A 26,503-nucleotide genomic window follows, 5' to 3' on the forward strand; every position below is an offset into this window, starting at 1 on the left:
CTAGATTCCTGGCAAATTGCCGCCGGGGCCACCCAGCTCGCGGTGGATGAAATCGAAGATCTCGGCGTCGGTGGCGTCGTCGAGGGTGTGCGTGGCCGATTTCTCCTCGGCGGGACCACGGTCGTCGCCCCACCGGGCGACGAACGCCTGCAGCTGCACCAGCAGCTTCTGCCGGGTCAGCCGGTCCGGCGCCTCGGCCGCGAAGGCGCCGTCGAGCCGTTCCAGCTCGGCGAGCAGCGGCGCCGCCGCGGCGGCGCCGTCCTCGGCGAGCCGGTCGCGCAGGTGCCGGGCGAGGGCCGCCGGCGTGGGGTAGTCGAACACCACGGCGGCGGGCAGGTGGACGCCGGTGGCGGCGCGGAGCCGGTTGCGCAGCTCCACGGCCGTCATCGAGTCGAAGCCGACCTCGCGGAACGCCCGGTCGGGCTCCAGCCCCGCGTCGCCGCCGTGGCCGAGCACGGTCGCCGCCAGGCCGCCCACGAGGTCGACGAGGACGCCCTCGCGGTCGGCGGGGCTCAGCGGACGCAGCCGCTCCCGCAGCGCGGTCGCCGCCTCGTCGTCGGCCGGCCGGCGCTCGTCGTCGGCGGGCATCGCCGCGCCCGCCTCCGGGACCCCGGTCAGCAGCGGGCACTGCCGCATCGACGCGAACGTCGGCACGAACCGGTCCCAGCGCACGTCGGCGACGATCAGCGCCCCCTGCGCGCGCAGCGCCTGCCCGAACGCCTCGACGGCCAGCTCCGGGGGCAGGCCCGGCAGGCCCCGCCGGCGCAGTTGCGTCTGCTCCGCCGACTCGGGATCGTCGCGCCACGGGCCCCACGCCACGGCGGTGGCCGCCAGTCCCCCGTGGCGCAGGCTCGCCGCGAGCGCGTGCAGCAGCGCGTCGCCGGCGGACTGGCCGGCCCGGCCGCCCGCGCCCCACACCCCAGTGGTCGAGGTGCACAGCACGAACGCGTCGAGCGGGCGGTGGGCCAGCTCGTCGGCGTACCTCGGGACGTCGCCGACGGTGGCGGCCAGGTCGGCGGCCAGGGCGGCGAGGGTCAGCTCGGTCAGCGGCACCGAGCCGGTCTCGGCCGGGACGTGCACGAGCGCGGTCACCGGCCGTTCCTCGGCGGCGAGCCGCTCCATCAGGTCGCCGAGCTTGCCCGTGGCCGGCTCGGCCAGCGGGAGCACCTCGGCGCCGTGGCGGCCCAGCCAGTCGGTGGTGTGCCGGGCGAGGGGGCCGGTCCCGCCGGTGAGCAGGACGGTGCCGTTCGGCCGGTAGCCGTCGCCCGCCGCCGGCAGCCCGGTGTCGCGGACCAGCCGCCGGGTGTGCACGCCGGCCTCCCGGACGGCGAGCTGGTCCTCACCGTCGACGTTGACCAGGGCCCCGGCCAGGGCCGCGTACGCCGCCTCGGCCGGGTCCGCCGGCAGGTCGACGACTCCGCCGACGTGCCGGGGGTGCTCCAGCGCGGCGACGAGGCCGAGGCCCCAGGTCGTGGCCTGCGTCGGGTGCACGACCGCTTCCCCGCCGACGGCGACCGCGCCGGTGGTGGCCAGCCACAGCGGCACGGCCGGGCCGGAGCGGCCGGTGTGCGCCTGCACGAGCAGCAGGTTCGCCGCCAGGCCGGTCGGCAGCGCGGACTGCTCCGGGTGCGGCGCCTCGTCCAGCGCCAGCAGGGACAGCAGTGCCGTCGGCTGGTGCGCGGCGGCGAGCCGGTCGAGGTCGGCGGTCAGACCGTCGCGGGTGACGGTGGCCGGGTCGACGGTCAGCAGGTGCACCGTCGCGGCTCCGGCCGTGAGGGCGGCGAGCACCCGCTCGGTGACCTGGTGCGGCGGGGCCACCACCAGCCACGTGCCGGGGTCGGCGACGGTCAGCGCCCGGCGTTCCCAGGTGACCCGGTACCGCCAGCCGGCCAGGGTGCCGTCGAGCTGCCGGCGGCGCCGCCACGACTCCAGTTCCGGCAGCAGCTCGCGCATCGGCTGGTCCGGGTCGAGGCCGAGGCGGCCCAGGTCGCCGTCGGTGACGGCCCGCCAGAACGCGTCGTCGACCGGGTCGTCGGCGGCCGGTGCCGGCAACGTGTCGAGGGTCGGCCAGTAGCGCTGCGGCCGGAACGCGTACGTCGGCAGCTCGGGCAGCAGCCGGCGATCCGGGCGGGGGCCGGCCAGCGCGGCGAGCACCGCCGCCCAGTCGACGTCGCGCCCGGTGCCGTGCACGACGGCCAGCGCGGCGAGCAGGGCGGCCGGCTCGTCGGCGCCTGCGCGCAGCGCCGCCACGGCCGTGCCGTCGTCGGCGTCGGGGAGCAGGCCGGCGGTCATCGCCGTCAGCACCGCCTGCGGTCCGAGCTCCAGGAAGGTGTCCACGCCCGCGTCGCGCAGCGCGGCGATCCCGTCGGCGTACCGGACGGCCTCCCGGACGTGGCGCACCCAGTAGCCGGGCGTACGGATCTCGTCGGGCTCGGCGAGCCGCCCGGTCAGGTTCGACACGATCGGCAGCAGCGGCGCGGCGAACGTCAGTCCGTCGAGGACGGCTCGGAAATCGGTCAGCATCGGCTCCATCAGCGGGCTGTGGAACGCGTGGCTGACCCGCAGCCGGCGGGTGCGTACGCCGCGTTCCCGCCAGAGCCGTTCCAGCCCGTCGAGGGCGTCGAGGGCCCCGGCGAGGACCACGGCGGTGGGGCCGTTGACGGCGGCGACGCCGACCCGGTCGCCCAGCCCGGCCAGGGACTCGACGACGGCCGCCTCGTCGGCGGCGACGGCGAGCATCCCGCCCCCGGCGGGCAGGGCCTGCATGAGCCGGCCCCGGGCGGCCACCAGCGTGGCGGCGTCGGCGAGGGACAGCACGCCGGCGACGTGAGCGGCGGTGATCTCGCCGATGGAGTGCCCGGCAACGTGCCCGGGCACCACCCCGAACGACTCGACCAGCCGGAACAGGGCCACCTCCAGCGCGAACAGCCCCGCCTGGGTGAAGACCGTCTCGTCGAGCAGCGTCGCCTCGGCGCTGCCCTCGGCCGCGAACAGCACCGGCTTCAGCGGCTGCGGCAGCTGGTGGTCCAGGACCGCGCAGACCTCGTCGAGGGCCGCCGCGAAGACGGGGAACGTGTCGTACAGCCGGCGGCCGGCACCGGGGCGCTGGGCGCCCTGGCCGGAGAACTGGACGGCGAGGCCGCCGCCGCGTCGCCGGGCGGTGACCACCGCGGGGTGCTCCTCCCCGGCGGCCAGGGCCCGCAGCGCGGCCGTTCGGGTCGCCCGGTCGGCGGCCACCACTGTGGCCCGCCGGCCGAGGTGGGCCCGGCCGTCGGCGAGCGCCCAGGCGACCAGGTCGGCGGGGTCGTCGCCCGTCGCGGCGCGGTCGGCCAGCCGGCCGGCCTGCTCGCGCAGCGCGGGCAGGTCGGCGGCGGAGACCGGCCACGGCAGGATCGCCGCGGGACGGTCCCCGTCGGGGAAGACCGGCTCCGGACGGTCCGGGGCCTGTTCCAGGATGACGTGGGCGTTGGTGCCGCTGATGCCGAACGAGGAGACGCCCGCCCGGCGCGGCCCTTCCGTGGTGGTCCACGGTCGTGCCTCGGTGAGCAGCGCCAGCGTGCCGGAGGACCAGTCGACGTGCGGGGTCGGCGCGTCGACGTGCAGGGTCTTCGGCAGCACCTCGTGCTGCAGGGCCAGCACCATCTTGATGAGGCTGGCGGCGCCCGCCGCGGCCTGGGTGTGGCCGATGTTCGACTTCACCGACCCGAGCCACAGCGGCCGGTCGGCGGTCCGGTCCCTGCCGTACGTGGCCAGCAGGGCCTGCGCCTCGATCGGGTCGCCGAGGGTGGTGCCGGTGCCGTGCGCCTCGACGACGTCCACGTCGGCGGGGGTGAGGCCGGCGTTGTCGAGCGCGTGCCGGATGACCCGCTGCTGCGCGGGCCCGTTCGGCGCGGTGAGGCCGTTGCTCGCGCCGTCGGAGTTGACGGCGCTGCCCCGTACGACGGCGAGGATCCGGTTGCCGTCGCGCTGGGCGTCGGAGAGCCGCTGGAGCAGCAGGACGCCGACGCCCTCGCCCCAGCCGGTGCCGTCGGCGGCCTCGGCGAACGCCTTGACCCGCCCGTCGGCGGCGAGGCCGCGCTGCCGGGAGAACTCCAGGAACGCGCCCGGCGTCGACATCACCGTCACGCCGCCGGCCAGCGCGAGGTCGCATTCGCCGCTGCGCAGCGCCTGCGTGGCGAGGTGCAGGGCCACCAGCGACGACGAGCAGGCCGTGTCGACGGTGACCGCCGGGCCGTGCAGCCCGAACGAGTACGCCAGGCGGCCCGAGACCACCGACGCGCCGTTGCCGGTCGCCTGGTAGCCCTCCACCTGGGCTCGGGCGCCCAGCAGCAGCGTGGCGTAGTCCTGCCCGTTGGTGCCCATGAAGACGCCGGTGGCGGAGCCGCGTACCCGGTGCGGGTCGATGCCGGCGTGTTCGAAGGCCTCCCAGGTGGTGTGCAGCAGCAGCCGCTGCTGCGGGTCCATGGCGAGGGCCTCGCGCGGGTTGATCCCGAAGAACGCGGCGTCGAAGCCGGCGACGTCGTGCAGGAACCCGCCGCTGCGGGTGTAGCTGGTGCCGACCTGCTCCGGGTCGCTGTCGAACAGGGCGTCGAGGTCCCAGCCCCGGTCGGCAGGCATCGGCGTGACCGCGTCCACTCCGTCGGCCAGCAGCCGCCACAGCTCCTGCGGCGACGACACCCCGCCCGGGAAGCGGCAGGCCATGGAGACGATCGCGATCGGCTCGTCGGCCGCGGGCCGGGCCGCGGTCGCGCCGCCGGCAGCCGGGCCGCCGTCCGCGCCGACCACGATTTCGGTACGCAGGAAGCGGGCCAGTTCCGCCGCCGAGGGGTGGTCGAAGACCACTGTCGACGGCAGGGTCAGGCCGGTGACCCGGCCCAGCCGGTCCCGCAGCTGCACGGCGGCGAGGGAGTCGAAGCCCAGCTCGCGGAACGCCCGGCCGGCCGGCACCTGGTCGGTGGTGGGGTGGCCGAGCACGGCCGCCGCCTCCGCGCGGACGAGGTCGACCAGCAGCGCCTCCTGGCCGGTCGCCGGCAGCGTGGCGAGCCGGTTGCGCAGCCCGTCGGTCGCGGCGGTGTTCTCCGGCCGCTGCGGCTCCCCGGCGACGGCGGGGGCGACCCGGTCGAAGAGGTGGCTCGGCCGTGCGGCGGTGAACGCCGTGACGAACCGGGACCAGTCGACGTCCACGATCACCGGGGCCGCCTCGGGGGCGTTCACCCAGCGGCCGAGCGCCGCGACGGCGGCGTCGGGCGCGAGCGGGCTGAACCCGCGGCGGCGCAGGCCGTCCGCGGTCTCCCCGGCGGCCATGCCGTCCTCCGCCCACGGGCCGTACGCCAGCGCGGTGGCGGGCAGGCCCTTCGCCCGGCGGGCGGCTACGAGGGTGTCGAGCAGGGCGTTGCCGGCCGCGTAGCCGGCCTGCCCGCCGCCGCCCCAGACACCGGCGACCGAGGAGAAGACCACGAACGCGTCGAGGTCCCGACCCCGGCAGGCGGTGTCGAGGTGCAGGGCGCCGAGCACCTTGCCGGCCAGGGTCTCCGACAGCTCGCCGTCGGTCACCTCGTGCGCTGCGGCGGTGCCGCCGGACGCCCCGGCGGTGTGCACGACGGCGGTCAGCTCCGGCAGCCCGGAGACCAGAGCCTCGACCGCGGCCCGATCGGTGACGTCGCACGCCACCACCCGCACCGCGCCCAGCTCCGCCACCAGCTCCGCAGCGCCCGGAGCCGCCGGACCCCGCCGCGACGCCAGCACCACCTCGGCCGCCCCGTTCGCCAGCAACCAGCGCGCCACATGCCGACCCAAGGCGCCCGTACCACCGGTCACCAGCACCGTCCCGGCGGGCCGCCAACCCGCACCCGCGGGCGGCGCGGCCGGCACCAGCCGCCGGCCGAAGAGGCCGTTGCGGCGGACGGCCACCTGGTCCAGGGTGCCGTCGGCGAGGACCGCGACGAGCCCGGCGCGGGCGCCGCGGTCGGCGCGGTCGGGCAGGTCGACCAGGCCACCCCAGCGGTCCGGCTGTTCGAGGGCGACGACCCGGCCCAGGCCCCACGCCAGCGCCGCCCACACGTCGCCGGCCCGCTCCCCCGCCGTGACCGGCATCGCGGTACGGCTGAGCGCCCACACCCTTCCGGCCAGGCCGGTGTCGGTCAGCGCGCGGACAAGGGTGAGCAGCACCGCCGTGCCGGCGGGCACCGCCGGGGTGTCCGCCAGGGGCCGGTCCTGGCGGGGCAGCACGCAGAGCACCCCGGCCCAGCCGTCCCCGCTGATCCGGCCCAGTCGCTCGCCCAGTTCGGCGCGGGCGAGGGTGGACGACACGGTGAGCGTGTCCACCCGGGCGCCCGCCTGGGTGAGGGTCTTCGCCACGCCCGCGTCGGCACCGCTGTCGACGGTGACGACCAGCCACCGCCCGGACAGCCGGGTCGCCGGGGCCGGCCGTACCGGCTCCCACCCGATCCGGTACGACCACCCGTCGAGGGCGGTGTCGCGCGACCGGTGCTGACGCCAGCGCGCCAGGAGCGGCAGGGCCGGGCCGAGCGCGTCCAGGTCCTCGGTGTCGCCGCCGAGTTCGGCGGCGAGGGCGGCCAGGTCGCCGCGCTCGACGGCGGCCCAGAACTCGGTGTCGCCGCCCTCCGGGGCGGCCTGCCTCGTGGGCGTACCCTCAGGCCAGTAGCGCTGGTGCTGGAAGGCGTACGTGGGCAGGTCGACGCGGCGCGCGCCGGTGTCCGCGAACCACGACTGCCAGGTCACCGGCACGCCGTGCACGTGCAGCTCCGCCAGGGCGTGCAGCAGCGCGTGCGCCTCCGGACGGTCCCGGCGCTGCACCGCGACGGCCAGCACGGCGTCGTCGCCGGGCAGCACGTCGGCAGCCATCGCGGTCAGCACGCTCTGCGGCCCGACCTCCAGGAACGTGTCGATACCGGCGGCCTTCAGGGCGGTGATCCCGTCGGCGAAGCGCACGGCGTCGCGGACGTGCCGCACCCAGTAGTCGGCCGTGCGGATCTCGTCGGCGTCGGCCAGGGCCCCGGTCACGTTCGACACGACCGGCAGCAGCGGCGTGGCAAAGGTGAGGCCGTGCAGGATCGTGCGGAACTCGTCGAGCATCGGCTCCATCAGCGGGCTGTGGAACGCGTGGCTGACGGTGAGCCGGCGGGTACGCACACCTCGGTCCCGCCAGGCCCGCTCCACCTCGTCCAGGGCCTCGACGGCACCGGACACCACCACTGCGGTGGGTCCGTTGACCGCAGCGACGCCTGCCCGGTCGGCGAGCCCGGCGATCGACTCGACCACTGCGGCCTCGTCAGCGGCCACGGCCAGCATGCCGCCGCCCGTGGGCAACGCCTGCATCAACCGACCCCGCGCGGCGACAAGCTGACACGCGTCGGCCAGGGACAACACGCCCGCGACATGCGCCGCCGTCACCTCACCGATCGAGTGACCAGCCACCACGTCGGGAACGACCCCGAACGACTCCACCAGACGGAACAACGCCACCTCGACCGCGAACAACCCGGCCTGCGTGAACACCGTCTGATCCAGCAACCCCGCCTCGGCGGAACCCGACGACGCGAACAGCACCTCCCGCAACGGACGCGGCAGCAACGGATCGAGGTGTCCACACACCTCGTCCAGCGCGGTCGCGAACACCGGGAACCCGGCGTACAACTCCCGGCCCATGCCGGCGCGCTGCGCGCCCTGGCCCGAGAACAGCAGCGCGAGCTGGCCGCGTACGGCGGTGGAGCCGGTCACGACGGTCCCGGAGGGCTCGCTCGCATCGAGGGCCCGAAGCGCGGTGAGCAGGTCGTTGCCGTCGGCCACCACGGCGACGGCGCGCTGTTCCAGCGCGGGCCGGGTGGTGACGGAGGACCAGGCCACGTCCAGCGGACGCGGGGCCTCGTCGGCGGCGAGCCAGCGCGCCCACCGGCCCGCTTGGCCGGCCAGGGCCGCGTCGGAGCGCGCGGAGAGCAGCACCGGTACGACCGGCGGCAGGTCGCGGGCGACGATCTCGCCCTCGATCGTCTCAGCCGGCGGCTGCTCGATGATCACATGCGCGTTCGTGCCGGAGATCCCGAACGACGACACCGCCGCCCGACGCGGACGGTCCACCGCCGGCCACGGGGTGGGCTCGGTCGCGAGGGCCACCGCCCCGGCCGACCAGTCCACATGCGGCGACGGCTCGTCCACGTGCAGCGTCGCCGGCACGAGGCCGTGCCGCATCGCCATGACCATCTTGATCACACCAGCCACACCCGCAGCAGCCTGCGTGTGCCCGATGTTCGACTTGACCGAGCCGAGCCACAACGGCTCCCGCCCCTGCCGGTCCTGCCCGTACGTGGCCAGGACGGCCTGCGCCTCGATCGGGTCACCCAGCGTCGTACCCGTACCGTGCGCCTCGACCACGTCCACATCGGACGGCGACAGCCGCGCCGACGCCAGCGCCTGCCGGATCACCCGCTGCTGCGACGGACCGTTCGGCGCGGTCAGACCGTTCGACGCACCGTCCTGGTTCACGGCCGTGCCACGCACCACGGCGTAGATCTTTCGGCCCTCGCGCTGGGCGTCGGAGAGCCGTTGCACCAGCAGGACACCCACGCCCTCGGACCAGCCGGTGCCGTCGGCGGACGCCGCAAACGACTTGCAGCGGCCGTCCTGCGACAGGCCCCGCTGCCGGGAGAACTCGATGAACGTCCCCGGCGTCGCCATCACCGTCACACCACCGGCCAACGCCAGATCACACTCACCCGACCGCAACGCCTGCGCGGCGAGGTGCAGCGCCACCAGCGACGACGAGCACGCCGTGTCCACTGTGACCGCCGGCCCCTCCAACCCGAAGGTGTAGGCGACCCGACCGGACAGCACGCTGCCGGAGGTGCCGGTCCCGACGTAGCCCTCCACCTCGGTCGGCAGGTCCATGAGCCGGGAGGCGTAGTCGTGGTACATGACACCGGCGAAGACACCCGTCCGGCTGCCCCGCAACCGCTGCGGGTCCAGCCCCGCCGACTCGAACGACTCCCACGACGCCTCCAGCAGCAACCGCTGCTGCGGATCCATCGCCAGAGCCTCACGCGGCGAGATCCCGAAGAAGCCCGGGTCGAACTCCGCCGCCCCGTACAGGAAACCCCCGTGGCGCGTGTACGACGTACCGCTGCGGTTCGGGTCCGGGTCGAACAGCGACTCCAGGTCCCAGCCCCGGTCCGCCGGGAACTCGGAGATCCCGTCGCCGCCGCCGGCCAGCAGCCCCCACAGTTCGTCGGGGGATTCCACCCCGCCCGGGTAGCGGCAGGCCATGCCCACGATCGCGATCGGCTCGTCGGTGCCGACGACCGGGCCGGCGACCGGGCCGGCGGTCGACTGGCGCACCCCGGCCAACTCCGACCACAGGTGGTCGGCGAGCACGGCCGGGGTCGGGTAGTCGAAGACCAGCGTCGAGGCCAGCCGCAGCCCGGTGGCCGCGTTCAACCGGTTACGAAGGTCCACCGCCGTCAGCGAGTCGAAGCCCAACTCCCGGAACGCCCGGTCCGCCGGCACCGACTCCGCGCCACCGTGCCCCAACACCTGCGCGACCAGACCCCGCACCAGCACGTCGACCTGGGCGCGGCCCTCGTCCTCGGTCAGCCCGGCGAGCCGGTCGGCCCAGCCGCCACCGCCCTGCCCTGCCTGGCGGCGGGTGCCGGTCACGCCGATCAGGGTGCGCAGCACGGCCGGCACGGGGCCGCCGGAGGTCGCCGCCCGCAGCGCGGGCACGTCGATCACGGCCGGTACGAGGACCGCCCGGTCGGCGCCCAGCGCGGCGTCGAACAGCTCCAGCCCGATCTCGGCGCTCATCGGCGTCAGACCCGCCCGCGCGGACCGCGCCCGGTCCGCCTCGTCGATCGAGGCGGCCATGCCTGCCGTGTCCCACATCCCCCACGCCAGGCTGACCGCAGGCAACCCGAGCTGCCGCCGGTGGACCGCAAGCCCGTCGAGGAAGGCGTTGCCCGCCGCGTACGCCGACTGACCCGGCGAACCCAGCACACCAGCCACCGACGAGAACACCACGAACAAGTCGAGATCCAGCGACGCCGTCGCCTCGTGCAGGAACCAACCCGCCGACACCTTCGGCGCCAACACCCCCGCCAACCGCTCCGCCGTCAGCCCCTCCACCACACCGTCGTCCAACACACCAGCGGTGTGCACCACACCTGCCAGCCGACCCTCGGCGGCCACCTCGGCCACCAGACCGAACACCTGGTCCCGGTCCGTCACGTCACAGGCAACGACCCGCACAGACGCACCCAACGCAGACAGCCGCTCCGACAGCTCGCCCGCACCGGCGGCCTCCGGGCCGCGCCGCGACACCAGCACGAGAGACCGCACGCCGTGCACCGACACCAGGTGCTCCGCGACCAGCGCACCGAGCGCACCCGTACCGCCGGTGACCAGCACCGCACCGTCACCCACGGCCGGCGTCTCCGCCGCCGTGATGCCGGCCCGGACCAGGCGCGGCGAGTGCACCGCACCCCCGCGGACGGCCAACTGGCCGCCGGTCGCGGTCGGTTCCCGCAGGACGCCGTCCAGCAGGGCCATCAGCGCGGCATCCGGGTCGCCGTCGACGTCCGCGAGCACGATGCGGCCCGGGTGCTCCGACTGCGCCGACCGCAGCAGACCCCACACCGCCGCGCCGGCCAGGTCGGTCACCCGGTCGTCGTCCCCGACGGACACCGCGCCCCGGGTCACCACCACGAGCCGCGAGTCCGCCAGGGCATCCGCCGCGAGCCAGGACTGCACGGTCGCCAGCACGTCCGAGGTCACCGCCCGGACCGACTCCGCCGTCGCCGACCCGGGCGCGGGGAACACCGGCAGCAGCAGCGTCCGGGGGACAGACTCCTCCCCCGCGGCCGTCGCCACGTCGGGGTACGTGGGCATTCCGACGGGTGCCGGCAGCTCCCGGCCGCCGGTCACCAGCGCCCAGCCGGAAAGCTCCCCGGCGGGCGCGGCCTCCACGGCCGGCCATCGCAGCTCGAACAGCGACCGCGTGGCCACGCCCGGCGCGGCCACGCCGGTCAGCTCCCGCAGGGCGAGGGAGTCCACCGACACGACCGGCGCGCCCACCTCGTCGTACGCGGCCAGCCGCAGCCCGGAGCCGTCGCGGGTCAGGCGTACCCGCAGCGCCCCCGCTCCCGAGGCGTGCACCTGCACGCCCTCGAACGCGAACGGCACCCGTGGCCCGCCCGACTCCTCGCCGACCAGCAGCAGCCCGATCGGGTGCAGGGCGGCGTCCAGCAGCGCCGGGTGCACGCCGAACCCGGCGGCCTCCGTCGCGTCGTCCGGCAGGACCACCTCGGCGTACACCTCGTCGCCGCCGGTCCAGGCACGCCGGAGCCCCTGGAAGGCCGGCCCGTACGTCAGGCCGTGTTCCGCCAGCGTCGGGTACCAGCTCGCCAGGTCCACCTCCGCCGCGCCGGCGGGGGGCCAGGTGACCGGGTCCGGCTCGTCGGCGGTGAAAGGCTCCAGCACGCCCTCCGCGTGCCGGGTCCAGCCCGCCTCGGGATCGTCGTCGGGGCGGGAGTAGACGGCGACGGGACGCTGCGGCGACTCCGACGTGGACACCCGCACCTGGATCCGTACGCCTCCCGTTCCGGGGAGGGCCAGCGGGGTGGCCATGGTCAGCTCCCGCAGCCGGGAGAGGCCCACCTCGTCGCCGGCCCGCACCGCCAGCTCGACCAGGGCGGTGCCCGGCACCAGCGTCAGCCCGGAGACCGTGTGGTCGGCCAGCCACGGGTGCGTGGCCAGGGAGAGCCGGCCCGTCAGCACCATCTCGTCGTCGCCGGCCAGGTCCACCGTCGCGCCGAGCAGCGGGTGCCCGGTGCGGCCGAGCCCGGCCCCGGACACGTCGCCCGTACGCGCCCGGCCGGCGGTGGGCCAGTAGCGCTGGTGCTGGAAGGCGTACGTCGGCAGGTCGACGCGGCGCGCGCCGGTGTCCGCGAACCACGACTGCCAGGTCACCGGCACGCCGTGCACGTGCAGCTCCGCCAGGGCGTGCAGCAGCGCGTGCGCCTCCGGACGGTCCCGGCGCTGCACCGCGACGGCCAGCACGGCGTCGTCGCCGGGCAGCACGTCAGCGGCCATCGCGGTCAGCACGCTCTGCGGCCCGACCTCCAGGAACGTGTCGATACCGGCGGCCCTCAGGGCGGTGATCCCGTCGGCGAAACGCACGGCGTCGCGCACGTGCCGCACCCAGTAGTCGGCCGTGCGGATCTCGTCCCCGGCCAGGGCCCCGGTCACGTTCGACACGACCGGCAGCAGCGGCGCGGAGAACGTCAACCCGTCCAGGACCGTGCGGAACTCGTCGAGCATCGGCTCCATCAGCGGGCTGTGGAACGCGTGGCTCACCATGAGACGGCGAGTGCGCACACCCCGGTCGCGCCAGTGCCGCTCCACCTCGTCGAGGGCCTCGACGGCACCGGACACCACCACTGCGGTGGGTCCGTTGACCGCAGCGACGCCTGCCCGGTCGGCGAGCCCGGCGATCGACTCGACCACTGCGGCCTCGTCAGCGGCCACGGCCAGCATGCCGCCGCCCGTGGGCAACGCCTGCATCAACCGACCCCGCGCGGCCACGAGAGCGCACGCGTCGGCCAGGGACAACACCCCGGCCACGTACGCGGCCGTCACCTCACCGATCGAGTGACCAGCCAGCATGTCCGGCACGATCCCGAACGACTCCACCAGGCGGAACAGCGCCACCTCGACCGCGAACAACCCGGCCTGCGTGAACACCGTCTGGTCCAGCAGCTCCGCCTCGGCGGAACCCGCAGACGCGAACAGCACCTCCCGCAACGGACGCGGCAGCAGCGGGTCGAGGTGTCCGCACACCTCGTCCAGCGCGGCGGCGAACACCGGGAACCCGGCCGACAGCTCCCGGCCCATCCCGGCGCGCTGCGCGCCCTGGCCCGAGAAGAGCAGGGCGAGCCGGCCGCGCTGGCCGGTGGCGCCGGAGACGACCGTACCGGTGGGGTCGCCGTCGGCGAGGGCAGTCAACGCCGCGACCAGGTCGTCCCGGTCGGCGGCGGTGACGACCGCCCGGTGCTCCAGCGCGGGTCGGGTGGTGACGGAGGACCAGGCCACGTCCAGCGGACGCGGGGCCTCGTCGGCGGTCAGCCAGCGCGCCCACCGGCCCGCCTGCGCCGACAGCGCGGCGGCGTCGCGGGCCGACAGCAGCACCGGTACGACCGGCGGCACGTCGCCGGCGACGACCTCACCCTCGATCGTCTCAGCGGGCGGCTGCTCGATGATCACGTGCGCGTTCGTGCCGGAGATGCCGAACGACGACACCGCCGCCCGACGCGGACGGTCCACCCGCGGCCACGGAGTGGGCTCGGTGGCCAGGGCCACCGCCCCCGCCGACCAGTCCACATGCGGCGACGCCTCGTCCACATGCAACGTCGCCGGGACGACGCCGTGCCGCATCGCCAACACCATCTTGATCACACCAGCCACACCCGCAGCCGCCTGCGTGTGCCCGATGTTCGACTTCACCGACCCCAGCAACAACGGCCGATCCTGCGGACGCTCCTGCCCGTACGTCGCCAGCAACGCCTGCGCCTCGATCGGGTCACCCAGCGTCGTACCCGTGCCGTGTGCCTCGACGGCGTCCACGTCCGCCGGAGTCAGGCGGGCGTTCGCCAGCGCCTGCCGGATCACCCGCTGCTGCGACGGACCGTTCGGCGCCGTCAGACCGTTCGACGCACCGTCCTGATTCACGGCCGAGCCACGTACCACCGCCAGCACGCGGTGCCCGTTGCGCCGCGCGTCCGACAGCCGCTCCACGAGCAGCACGCCGACGCCCTCGGACCAGCCGGTGCCGTCGGCCGACGCCGCAAACGACTTGCAGCGGCCGTCGGCCGACAGGCCCCGCTGCCGGGAGAACTCGATGAACGTCCCCGGCGTCGCCATCACCGTCACACCACCGGCCAACGCCAGGTCGCACTCACCGGAACGCAACGCCTGCGCGGCGAGGTGCAGCGCGACGAGGCTGGACGAGCAGGCCGTGTCGACGGTGACGGCCGGGCCCTCCAACCCGAAGGTGTAGGCGACCCGACCGGACAGCACGCTGCCCGACGTGCCCGTGCCGACGAAGCCCTCGGCGTCCGGCGGCAGGTCCATCAGGCGGGAGGCGTAGTCGTGGTACATGACACCGGCGAAGACACCCGTCCGGCTGCCCCGCAACCGCTGCGGGTCCAGCCCCGCCGACTCGAACGACTCCCACGACGCCTCCAGCAGCAACCGCTGCTGCGGATCCATCGCCAGAGCCTCACGCGGCGAGATCCCGAAGAAGCCCGGATCGAACTCCGCCGCCCCGTACAGGAAACCACCATGGCGCGTGTACGACGTACCGCTGTGCTCCGGGTCCGGGTCGAACAGCGACTCCAGGTCCCAGCCGCGATCGGTGGGGAACTCCGAGATCCCGTCGCCGCCGCCGGCCAGCAACGCCCACAGCTGGTCCGGACCATCGACGCCACCGGGGTAGCGGCAGGCCATGCCCACGATCGCGATCGGCTCGTCGGTGCCGGCGGTGAGTACCGCCGTCTGGCGGGCGGTGATCTGCCCGGAGACCTGCTCGTGCAGGTGGTCGGCGAGCACGGCCGGGGTCGGGTAGTCGAAGACCAGCGTCGAGGCCAGCCGCAGCCCGGTGGCCGCGTTCAACCGGTTACGCAGGTCCACCGCCGTCAGCGAGTCGAAGCCCAACTCCCGGAACGCCCGGTCCGCCGGCACGGCTTCCGCACCACCGTGCCCCAACACCTGCGCGACCAGACCCCGTACCAGCACGTCGATCTGGGCGCGCGCCTCGTCGGGCGCCAGGCCCGCGAGCTGGTTGGCCCAGTCGCCGCTCCGCGCGGCCCGTCGCCGGGCCGCCGTCGACCCGATCAGGGTACGCAGCACGGCCGGCACCGGGCCGGCGCCGAGCGCTGCGCGCATCGCCGGTACGTCGATCACGGCCGGCACCAACGCCGGCCGCTCCGCCACCAGGGCGGCGTCGAACAGCTCCAACCCGATCTCGGCGCTCATCGGCGTCAGACCCGCCCGCGCGGACCGCGCCCGGTCCGCCTCGTCGATCGAGGCGGCCATGCCTGCCGTGTCCCACATCCCCCACGCCAGACTCACCGCCGGCAACCCGAGCTGCCGCCGATACACCGCCAACCCGTCCAGGAACGCGTTACCCGCCGCATACGCCGACTGACCCGGCGAACCCAGCACACCCGCAACCGACGAGAACACCACGAACAGATCCAGCGCGAGCGACGCTGTCGCCTCATGCAACAACCAACCCGCCGACACCTTCGGCGCCAACACCCCCACCAACCGCTCCGCCGTCAGCCCCTCCACCACACCGTCATCCAACACACCAGCCGTGTGCACCACACCCGCCAACCGACCCCCGGCGGCCACCTCGGCCACCAGACCGAACACCTGGTCCCGGTCCGTCACGTCACAGGCAACGACCCGCACCGACGCACCCAACGCCGACAACCGCTCCGACAGCTCACCCGCACCAGCGGCCTCCGCACCACGACGCGACACCAGCACCAGCGACCGCACACCATGCGCCGACACCAGATGCTCCGCGACCAACGCACCCAACGCACCCGTACCACCGGTCACCAGCACCGCACCGTCACCCACAACCGGCGTCTCCACCGACGCCGCAGCGACCGCGCGCACCAGACGCGGCACGAACACCGCGCCCGCACGCACCGCGACCTGACCGCCGTGCGTCGACGGCTCGTCGGCCACCGTGGTCAGCACACCCAGCAGCCCGGCATCCACGTCACCGTCCACGTCCGCCAGCACGATGCGACCCGGGTGCTCCGACTGCGCCGACCGCAGCAGACCCCACACCGCCGCACCGGCCAGGTCCGACACCCGGTCGTCCGCCGCCACCGACACCGCACCCCGCGTCACCACCACGAGCCGCGACTCCGCCAGCGCATCGGCTGCCAGCCAGGACCGGACGGTCGCCAGCACCTCCGAGGTCGCCGCGCGTACCGCATCGGGGACGGCCCTCTCCGGCCCGTCGATCGGCAGCAGCAGCGCCCTCGGTGCGACCGTCCGGCCGGCGTCGACCGCCGCGACGAGCGCCTCGACGTCGCCGTACGCCGGCAGGTCGGCGGTTGCCGGCGAGCCGACCAGCGCCCACCCGGAGAGGTCCCCGGTGGCGGCGATCTCCTCGGCCTGCCAGGTGAGTTCGAACATCGCGCGGGCCGCCGCGCCCGCCGCGGTCACGCCGGTCAGCTCGCGCAGGGCGAGGGAGTCGACCGAGACCACGGCCGCGCCCGACTCGTCGCACGCGACCAGACGCACCGCCGAGCCCGTACGCGACAACCGCACCCGCAGCACCCGCGCGCCCGAGGCATACACCTGCACACCCTCGAACGCGAACGGCACCCGCGGCCCGCCCGACCCCTCGGTGCCGGGCAGCAGCCCGATCGGGTGCAGGGCGGCGTCCAGCAGCGCCGGGTGCACACCGAAGCGCGCCGCCTCCGTCGCCACCTCGTCCGGCAACGCCACCTCGGCGAACACCTCGTCGCCGCCCGTCCACACCCGGCGCAGCCCCCGGAACACCGGCCCGTACGCCAGGCCGTGCTCCGCCAGCGTCGGGTACCAGCCCGCCACGTCCACCTCGGACGCGCCGACCGGCGGCCACTCCCCCAGGCTCGGCTCGCCGGCCGACGCCGGCTCCAGCACGCCCTCCGCATGCCGCACCCAGTCGGCCTCCGGATCACCCTCGGACTGCGAGTGCACCGCCACGACCCGGACGCCGGTCTCGTCGGCCGCACCGACGCGCACCTGCACCCGCACCGCACCCGCCTGCGGCAGCACCAGCGGCGCGGCCACGGTCAACTCCCGCACCCGCGACGCGCCCACCTCGTCGCCCGCCCGCACCGCCAACTCCACCAGGGCGGCGCCCGGCACGATCACCGCGCCGGAGACGACGTGGTCGGCGAGCCACGCGTGCGTCGACGTCGAGAGGCGGCCGGTCAGCACCACCATGTCCGCGCCGGCCACGGAGACGGCCGCGGCGAGCAGCGGGTGCCCGGCCACGCCGAGGCCCGCCCCGGACACGTCGGCGGCACGCGCCTGGCCCGCGCCGAGCCAGTACCGCTGGTGCTGGAAGGCGTACGTCGGCAGGTCGACCCGGGCGGCGCCGGCGTCGGTGAACCACTGCGTCCAGGTCACCGGGACACCGTGGACGTGCAGGTCGGCGAGGGCGTGCAGGAGTGCCTGCGGGGCGGGCCGGTCCCGGCGCTGGACGGCCACCGCGAGCGCGTCCTCGGCGAGCAGGTCGGCGTTCATCGCGGTCAGGACGCTCTGCGGGCCGATCTCCAGGAAGGTGTCGACCCCGGTGGCCCGCAGGGCGGCGATGCCGTCGGCGTAGCGGACGGCCTCCCGCACGTGCCGCACCCAGTACTCGGCGCGGGTGATCTCCTGCGGGTCGGCGAGCGCGCCGGTCAGGTTCGACACCACCGGCAGCAGCGGCGCCCGGAACGTCAGCCCCGCCAGGACGGCGCGGAACTCGTCGAGCATCGGCTCCATCAGCGGACTGTGGAACGCGTGGCTCACCGTCAGCCGGCGCGTACGCACACCCCGCTCCCGCCAGACCCGCTCCACCTCGTCGAGAGCCTCGACGGCACCGGACACCACCACGGCGGCCGGACCGTTGACCGCCGCGATACCCAGCCGATCGGTCATCCCGGCGAGAGACTCCGCCACCGCAGCCTCGTCAGCGGCCACGGCCAGCATGCCGCCGCCCGTGGGCAACGCCTGCATCAACCGACCCCGCGCGGCCACGAGGGCACACGCGTCGGCCAGGGACAACACCCCGGCCACGTACGCCGCCGTCACCTCACCGATCGAGTGACCAGCCACCACGTCGGGAACGACCCCGAACGACTCCACCAGACGGAACAACGCCACCTCGACCGCGAACAACCCGGCCTGCGTGAACACCGTCTGATCCAGCAACTCCACCTCGGCCGTGCCCGCCGACGCGAACAGCACCTCCCGCAACGCACGCGGCAACAACGGATCGAGCTGCGCACACACCTCGTCCAGCGCGGTCGCGAACACGGGGAACCCGGCGTACAACTCCCGGCCCATCCCGGCACGCTGCGCACCCTGGCCCGAGAAGAGCACGGCCAGTTGCGTACGCGTCGCGCCCGTGCCGGTGACCACGGTGGCGGCCGGCTCACCGTCGGCGAGGGCGCGCAGCCCGGCCAGCAGTTCGTCCCGGTCCGTCGCGGTGGCCACCGCGCGGTGCTCCATGACGGCCCGGCTGACGGTCGACGACCAGCCGACGTCGAGGGGGCGCAGTTCCTCGTCGCCGGCGATCCAGCGGGCCCAGCGCTCCGCCTGGGCCGCGACGGCGGCCTCGGAGCGGGCCGACAGCAGCACCGGCGACGGCAGCTGCCCGGCGGTGGGCGTCGGCGCGCCCTCGCCCCGGGTCGGCTCCGCCTCGGCGGGCGGCTGCTCGATGATCACATGCGCGTTCGTGCCGCTGACGCCGAACGACGAGATCGCGGCGCGACGGGGCCGGCCCGCCGCAGGCCAGTCGCGGGCCTCGGTGAGCAGGGAGACCTCCCCGGCGCTCCACTCGATGTGCGGGGACGGCTCGTCGACGTGCAGCGTCGACGGCAGCACGCCGTGCCGCATCGCCATGATCATCTTGATGATGCCGGCTGCCCCGGCGGCGGCCTGGGTGTGGCCGATGTTCGACTTGACCGAGCCCAGCCAGAGCGGCCGGTCGGCGGGCCGGTCCTGCCCGTACGTCGCCAGCAGGGCCTGCGCCTCGATCGGGTCGCCCAGGGTCGTGCCGGTGCCGTGCGCCTCGACGGCGTCCACGTCGGCGGCGGTGAGCCGCGCGTTGGCCAGCGCCTGACGGATCACGCGCTGCTGCGACGGGCCGTTCGGGGCGGTCAGACCGTTCGACGCGCCGTCCTGGTTGACGGCAGTGCCACGCACGACCGCAAGCACGCGGTGCCCGTTGCGCTGCGCGTCCGACAGGCGCTCCACCAGGAGCACGCCCACGCCCTCGGACCAGCCCGTGCCGTCCGCCGACGCCGCGAAGGACTTGCACCGGCCGTCGGCCGACAGGCCACGCTGCCGGGAGAACTCGATGAACGTGCCGGGCGTGGCCATCACCGTCACGCCGCCGGCCAGCGCCAGGTCGCACTCGCCGCCGCGCAGCGCCTGCACCGCCAGGTGCAGCGCGACCAGCGACGACGAACACGCGGTGTCCACGGTCACCGCCGGGCCTTCGAGCCCGAACGTGTACGCCACCCGGCCGGACAGCACGCTGCCGGAGGTGCCGGTGCCGAGGTAGCCGCCCACGCCCTCGGGCAGGTCCTGCACGCCGGAGGCGTAGTCGTGGTACATCAGGCCGGCGAAGACGCCGGTCCGGCTGCCGCGCAGCCGCGAGGGGTCGAGACCGGCCGACTCGAACGTCTCCCAGGACGCCTCCAGCAGCAGCCGCTGCTGCGGGTCCATGGCGATCGCCTCGCGCGGCGAGATGCCGAAGAAGTCCGGGTCGAACTCGGCGGCCCCGTACAGGAAGCCACCGTGGCGGGTGTACGACGTCCCGGGGTTGTCCGGGTCGGGGTGGAAGAGCCGGTCGAGGTCCCAGCCCCGGTCGGTGGGGAACTCGCCGATGCCGTCGGCGCCGGCGGCGACCAGGTCCCACAGCTGCTGCGGGTTCGTCACGCCACCCGGGTAGCGGCACGCCATGCCCACGATGGCGATCGGCTCGTCGACGGTTGTCGCCCGCACGGCCTGCTGCTGCGCGGCGACCTGGCCGGACAGCTGCTCGTAGAGGTGCTCCGACAGGGCACCGGGGGTCGGGTAGTCGAAGACGAGTGTCGACGTGAGTCGCAGCCCGCTCGCGCTGTTGATCCGGTTGCGCAGCTCGACGGCGGTCAGCGAGTCGAAGCCCAGCTCCCGGAACGCCCGGTCCGCCGGCACCGCCTCGGCGCCGCCGTGGCCGAGGACCTGCGCGATCATTCCGCGCACCAGCAGCGCCACCTGCGTACGCGCCTCCTGCGGGTCGAGGCCGGCCAGCCGGTCGGCCCACGCGCCGGTGCCGGAGCGGCGGCGCTTTGCGGCCGGTCCCACCAGGCCCCGCAGCATCACCGGCACCCGGCCGGCGGCGGTCTGCGCCCGCATGGCGGGCAGGTCGACCACGGCCGGCACCAGGGCCGCGCCGCCGTGGGTCAGGGCGGCGTCCCACAGCCCGAGCCCGACGGGGGCGGTCATCGGGACCAGGCCGGCCCGGGTCACCCGGGCCCGGTCGGCGTCGTTGATCGACGCCGCCATGCCGTCGGTGTCCCACATGCCCCAGGCGAGGCTGACGGCGGGCAGCCCGCGCTGCGCCCGCAGCACGGCGAGGGCGTCCAGGAAGGCGTTGCCGGCCGCGTACGCGGCCTGGCCGGGAGAGCCGAGCACTCCGGCGACGGAGGAGAAGAGCACGAAGAGGTCGAGGTCCAGCTCGGCGGTCGCCTCGTGCAGCCACCAGCCCGCCGTGACCTTCGGGGCAAGCACGTCCGCCAGCCGGTCGGCGGTGATCCCGCTGACGATGCCGTCGTCGAGGACGCCGGCGGTGTGGACCACCCCGGCCAGGCGGTCGTCGGCGGTGATGGACCGGACCAGCTCGCCGACGCGCTCGCGGTCGGTGACGTCGGTGGCGACCACCCGGGCGGTCGCGCCCAGCGCGGCCAGCCGCCGCACCAGTTCGTCGGCGCCGGGGGCAGCCGGCCCCTGCCGGGACACCAGCACCAGCGAACGCACGCCGTACGCGGTGACGAGGTGTTCGGACACCAGGGCGCCCAGCGATCCGGTGCCGCCGGTCACCAGGACGGTTCCCCCGCCGAGGGCCGCCGGGGTGCGCGCGGCGCCCGTGGCGCGGACCAGCCGCGGCAGGTACGCCGTGCCCGACCGCACCGCGACCTGCCCGCCGAGGGCGGGGCCGTCGGCGACGGCGGCGAGCAGGGCCAGCAGGTCGGCGTCCAGGTCGGTGCCGGGTTCCAGGTCGGCCAGCACGATCCGGCCGGGGTGCTCCGACTGGGCCGAGCGCAGCAGGCCCCAGACCGCCGCCCCCGCCAGGTCGGTGACGCGGTCGTCGGCGCCGGTAGCCACCGCGCCGCGGGTCACGACGACCAGCCGCGAGTCCGCCAGCGGCGCGGCCGCCAGCCACGCCTGCACCACGCCGAGGACGTCCGCCGTGACGGAGCGCACCGCGTCGGGCACGTCCGCGCCGGAAGGCGCCGGGGTGACGGGCAGCAGCAGCGCCGCCGGGGCGGTGCCGTCCGTCGCCGCCGTGGTCAGATCGGCGACGCCGGCGTACGCCGGAAGCTGCGGGGCGCCGTCGAGCGGACGCCCACCGAGCACGACCCAGCCGTACGCGCCGTCGGGCGCGGCGATCTGCTCCGGCTGCCAGGAGACCTCGAACAGGGATCGGTACGCCTCGTCCGGCGCGGCCGCCAGGCCGGTCATCTCGCGCAGCGTCAGCGAGTCCACCGACACCACGGGCACGCCCGTCTCGTCGGTGGCTACCAGCCGCACCGAGCTGCCGGAGGCGGTGAGGCGGACCCGGAGCGTCCGGGCGCCGACGGCGTGAACCTGCACCCCCTCGAACGCGAACGGCACCCGGGGACCGCCGCCCGCCTCGTCGGCGGGCAGCAGCCCGACAGGGTGCAGGGCGGCGTCCAGCAGCGCCGGGTGCACCCCGAAGCCCGCCGGATCACCGGCGAACTCGTCGGCGAGGGCGACCTCGGCGAACACCTCGCCGTCGGCGGTCCACGCCCGGCGCAGGCCCCGGAAGACCGGCCCGTACGCGAGCCCGTGCTCGGCGACCGTCGCGTACCAGCCGGTGACGTCCACCTCGGACGCACCGGGCGGCGGCCACGCGCCAAGGGTGGGCTCGTCGGCAGTGGGGGCGCCGACGAGGCCGTCGGCGTGCCGGGTCCACCCCGACTCGGGGTCGTCCTCGGACTGCGAGTGCACGGTCACCGACCGGCTGCCGGTGCCGTCGACGGGACCGACCCGGACCTGCACCCGTACCCCGCCGCCGGTGGCGAGCAGCACGAGCGGGGCTAGCACGGTCAGCTCACGGACACGGGAGGCACCGACCTCGTCGCCCGCCCGGACGACGAGGTCCACCAGGGCGGTGCCCGGCACGACCACGGCGCCGGAGACGACGTGGTCGGCGAGCCACGGGTGCGTCGACACCGACAGCCGGCCGGTCAGCACCACCATGTCCTCGCCGGCGACCGACACCGCCGCGCCGAGCAGCGGGTGCCGCGCCACGCCGAGGCCGGCCCCCGAGACGTCGGCCGACCGGCCGGTCGGCGGCAGCCAGTACCGCTCCCGCTGGAAGGCGTACGTGGGCAGGTCCACCCGCCGCGCGCCGGTCTCGGCGAACCACGACTGCCAGGTCACCGGCACGCCGTGCACGTGCAACTCGGCCAGGGCGTGCAGCAACGCCTGCGCCTCCGAACGGTCACGGCGCTGCACAGCCACCGCCAGCACGGCCTCGTCATCGGCGAGCAGGTCGGCGTTCATAGCGGTCAGGACGCTCTGCGGGCCGACCTCCAGGAACGTATCCACACCGGCAGCCCGCACGGCGGCGACCCCGTCGGCGTACCGCACAGCCTCGCGCACGTGCCGCACCCAATACTCCGGCGTGCAGATCTCGTCACCAACCAGGGCACCGGTCACGTTCGACACGACCGGCAACAACGGCGCCGCAAACGCCAACCCGCCCAGAACCGTACGGAACTCATCGAGCATCGGCGCCATCAACGGGCTGTGGAACGCGTGGCTGAGGGTGAGCCGACGGGTACGCACCCCCCGATCCCGCCAGACCCGCTCCACCTCGGCCAGGGCCTCGACGGCACCCGACACCACCACTGCGGCAGGCCCGTTGACCGCCGCGATACCGACCCGATCGGTCAGCCCCGCGACCGACTCCGCCACGGCCGCCTCATCAGCGGCTACGGCCAGCATCCCGCCACCGGTCGGCAGCGCCTGCATCAACCGACCCCGCGCCGCCACGAGGGCGCACGCATCCGCCAGGGACAACACACCCGCGACATGCGCCGCCGTCACCTCACCGATCGAGTGACCGGCCAGCATGTCGGGAACGACCCCGAACGACTCCACGAGGCGGAACAAGGCCACCTCGACCGCGAACAGACCGGCCTGCGTGAACACGGTCTGGTCCAGCAACCCCGCCTCGGCGGAATTCGCAGAAGCGAACAGCACCTCCCGCAACGGACGCGGCAACAACGGATCCAACTGCCCGCACACCTCGTCCAGCGCGGCGGCGAACACCGGGAAGACCCCGTACAACTCCCGGCCCATCCCGGCACGCTGCGCACCCTGACCGGAGAACAACAGCGCCAGCTGGCCGCGCTGGCCGCCCGGGCCGGTGAGCACGCCGGCCGGAAGCTCGCCCGCCGACACGGCTTCGAGGCCCGCCAGCAGTTCGTCCCGGCTCGCCCCGGACACGACGGCCCGGTGCTCCAGTACGGAGCGCGACGCCACCGAGGACCACGCCACGTCGAGCGGGCGCGGGGCCTCGGTGCCGCCGAGCCATTGCGCCCAGCGGCCGGCCTGCGCCGACAGCCCGGCCGCGTCGCGGGCCGACAGCAGCAGCGGCAGCACCGTCGGCGGCCGGGACGGCTCGTCACCGGTGACCGGCTCGTCGCCGTCGGCCGGCTCGTCCGCGTCGGTCGGCGCGGACGGCTGCTCCAGGATCAGGTGCACGTTCGTACCGCTGATGCCGAACGACGACACGGCGGCCCGGCGCGGCCGGTCCACCGCCGGCCAGGGGCGCGCCTCGGTGAGCAGGGAGACCGCGCCGGAGGACCAGTCCACGTGGGGGGTCGGCTCGTCGAGGTGCAGGGTCCGCGGGAGCAGGCCGTACCGCATCGCCTGCACCATCTTGATCATGCCGGCGACGCCGGCCGCGGCCTGGCTGTGGCCGATGTTCGACTTGATCGAGCCGAGCAGCAGCGGCCGGTCGGCGGGGCGGCCCTGGCCGTAGGTGGCCAGCAGGGCCTGCGCCTCGATGGGGTCGCCGAGCGTCGTTCCCGTGCCGTGCGCCTCGACCGCGTCGACGTCGGCCGTGGTCAACCGGGCGTTCGCGAGGGCCTGCCGGATCACCCGCTGCTGGGCGGGGCCGTTGGGGGCGGTGAGGCCGTTGGACGCGCCGTCCTGGTTGACGGCGCTGCCGGCGAGCACGGCGAGCACCTGGCGGCCCTGCCGCCGGGCGTCGGAGAGCCGCTGGACCAGCAGCACGCCGACGCCCTCCGACCAGCCGGTGCCGTCGGCGTCGGCGGCGAAGGACTTGCAGCGACCGTCCGGGGCGAGGCCGCCCTGGCGGGAGAACTCGACGAAGGCACCGGGGGTCACCATGACGGTGACGCCGCCGGCCAGCGCCATGTCGCACTCGCCGCCGCGCAGCGCCTGAGCGGCCAGGTGCACAGCCACGAGGGAGGACGAGCAGGCGGTGTCGACCGTCACCGCCGGGCCCTCCAGCCCGAAGGTGTACGACACGCGGCCGGAGATGACGCTGTGCGCGCCGCCGGTGAGCTGGTAGCCGGCCAGCTCGGCCGGTGTGTCGGTGGTGCCGTAGCCCGACGGGGAGGCGCCGACGAAGACGCCGGTACGGCTGCCGCGCAGCTCGTCCGGGTCGATGCCGGCCTGCTCCATGGCCTCCCAGGACGCCTCCAGCAGCAGGCGCTGCTGCGGGTCCATGGCGACGGCCTCGCGCGGCGAGATGCCGAAGAAGCCCGGGTCGAAGGTGGTGGCGCCGTCGACGAAGCCGCCCTCGCGGGTGTGCGAGACGGGTTGCCCGTCGGCGTCGACGGCCAGCAGCCGGCCCATGTCCCAGTGCCGGTCGTCGGGGAAGCCGCTGATGCCGTCGCGCCCGGTGGCGACCAGGTCCCACAGGTCGTCCGGGTTGGCCACGCCGCCCGGATAGCGGCAGCTCATACCGACGATGACGATCGGGTCGCCGTCCACCGGCCCTGCGGGGCCCCAGGCGGTCACGGTCTCGACCTCGTGCAGGCGCAGCGTCACCGACAGGTGGTCGGCGAGGGCGGCCGGGTTCGGGTAGTCGAAGACCAGGGTGGTGGGCAGGGTGAGGCCGGTGGCGGCGCCGAGCCGGTTGCGCAGCTCGACGGCGGTCAGCGAGTCGAAGCCGAGTTCCTTGAACGCCCGGCCGGCCTTGACCAGGTCCGTGCCGGAGTGGCCGAGCACGGCGGCGGTGTGCGTGCGTACGAGGTCGGTCAGGTGGCGGTCCTGCTCGGCGCGGGGCAGCGTCAGCAGGTGCTGGCGCAGCCCGCCGCCGGCGGTGTCCTCCGGCTCGGCATCGACCACGCGCAGGGCGTCGCGCGCCTCGGCGACGTCGTCGAGCAGGGGGCGGGCGCGGGCGGCGGCGAACGCCGGGGTGAACAGGGACCAGTCGACGTCCGCCACGGTCACCGACGGCACGGCCCGGCCGACGGCGCTGCGCAGCGCGTACACGGCCTGGGCCGGGGACATCGGGCTGAGGCCGCGGCGGGCCAGCAGTTCCTGGCCCTCGCCGCTGGCCATGCCGCCCTCGGCCCAGGGGCCCCAGGCCACGGCGGTGGCGGCCAGGCCGCGGGCGCGGCGCCGCTCGGCGAGGGCGTCGAGGAAGGCGTTGCCGGCGGCGTACGCGGCCTGTCCGCCGCTGCCCCAGATGCCGGCGATGGAGGAGAACAGCACGAACGCGTCGAGCGGCCGGTCGCCCAGCAGCTCGTCCAGGTGCACGGCGCCGGCGATCTTGCCGTCGAGCACCCCGGCCAGCCCGGCGAGGTCGGTGTCGACCAGCATGGTCAGCTGGCCCACGCCGGCGGCGTGTACCACCGCGGTCAGCGGCGCCGGGTCGGCGTCGACGTCGCGCAGCAGCGCCTCGACGCGGGCGCGGTCGGCCATGTCGGCGGCGACCAGGGTCACCCGGGCGCCGAGCCCGGTCAGTTCGTCGCGCAGCTCGGCCGCCCCGGGGGCGTGCTCGCCGCGGCGGCTGGTCAGCACGAGGTGCTCCGCCCCGTTGGCCGCCGCCCAGCGGGCCACGTGCGCGCCCAGCGCGCCGGTGCCGCCGGTGACGAGGACGGTGCCGGACGGCTGCCAGCGGTCGACGGCGCCGACGGCCGCCGGCGTGGCACGCACCAGTCGCCGTACGAAGACGCCGGAGGGTCGTACGGCCACCTGGTCCTCGGGGCCACCGCCGGTGAGGACGCCCACCGCGTGGTCCCAGTCGCCGCGCCCGGGCGCGTCCGGCAGGTCGACCAGGCCGCCCCAGAGCTGCGGGTGTTCCAGCCCGGCGACCCGGGCCAGGCCCCACAGCCCGCCCTGGGCGACGCTGCGCACCGGGTCGGTGTCGCCGGTGCCGACCGCGCCCCGCGTGAGCATCCACAGTGGTGCCGTGACGTCGGCGGCGTGCAGGGCCTGCACC

The 26,503-nt window shown here is 75.5% G+C and carries 1 protein-coding gene (cut by a window edge); it reads right to left on the reverse strand.

The window, feature by feature from the left end; all coding sequences use genetic code 11:
* On the reverse strand, positions 1–26,503 hold the 3' portion of the coding sequence (locus tag ML5_RS29320) for a type I polyketide synthase (RefSeq protein ID WP_013477277.1). The gene runs 3,311 nt beyond the window's last position; only the last 26,503 of its 29,814 coding nucleotides appear in the window; the start codon falls outside the window, past its right edge — the gene reads right to left on this strand; the stop codon is at positions 1–3.

It is taken from the genome of Micromonospora sp. L5 (assembly GCF_000177655.2).
Classification (GTDB): Bacteria; Actinomycetota; Actinomycetes; order Mycobacteriales; family Micromonosporaceae; genus Micromonospora; species Micromonospora aurantiaca.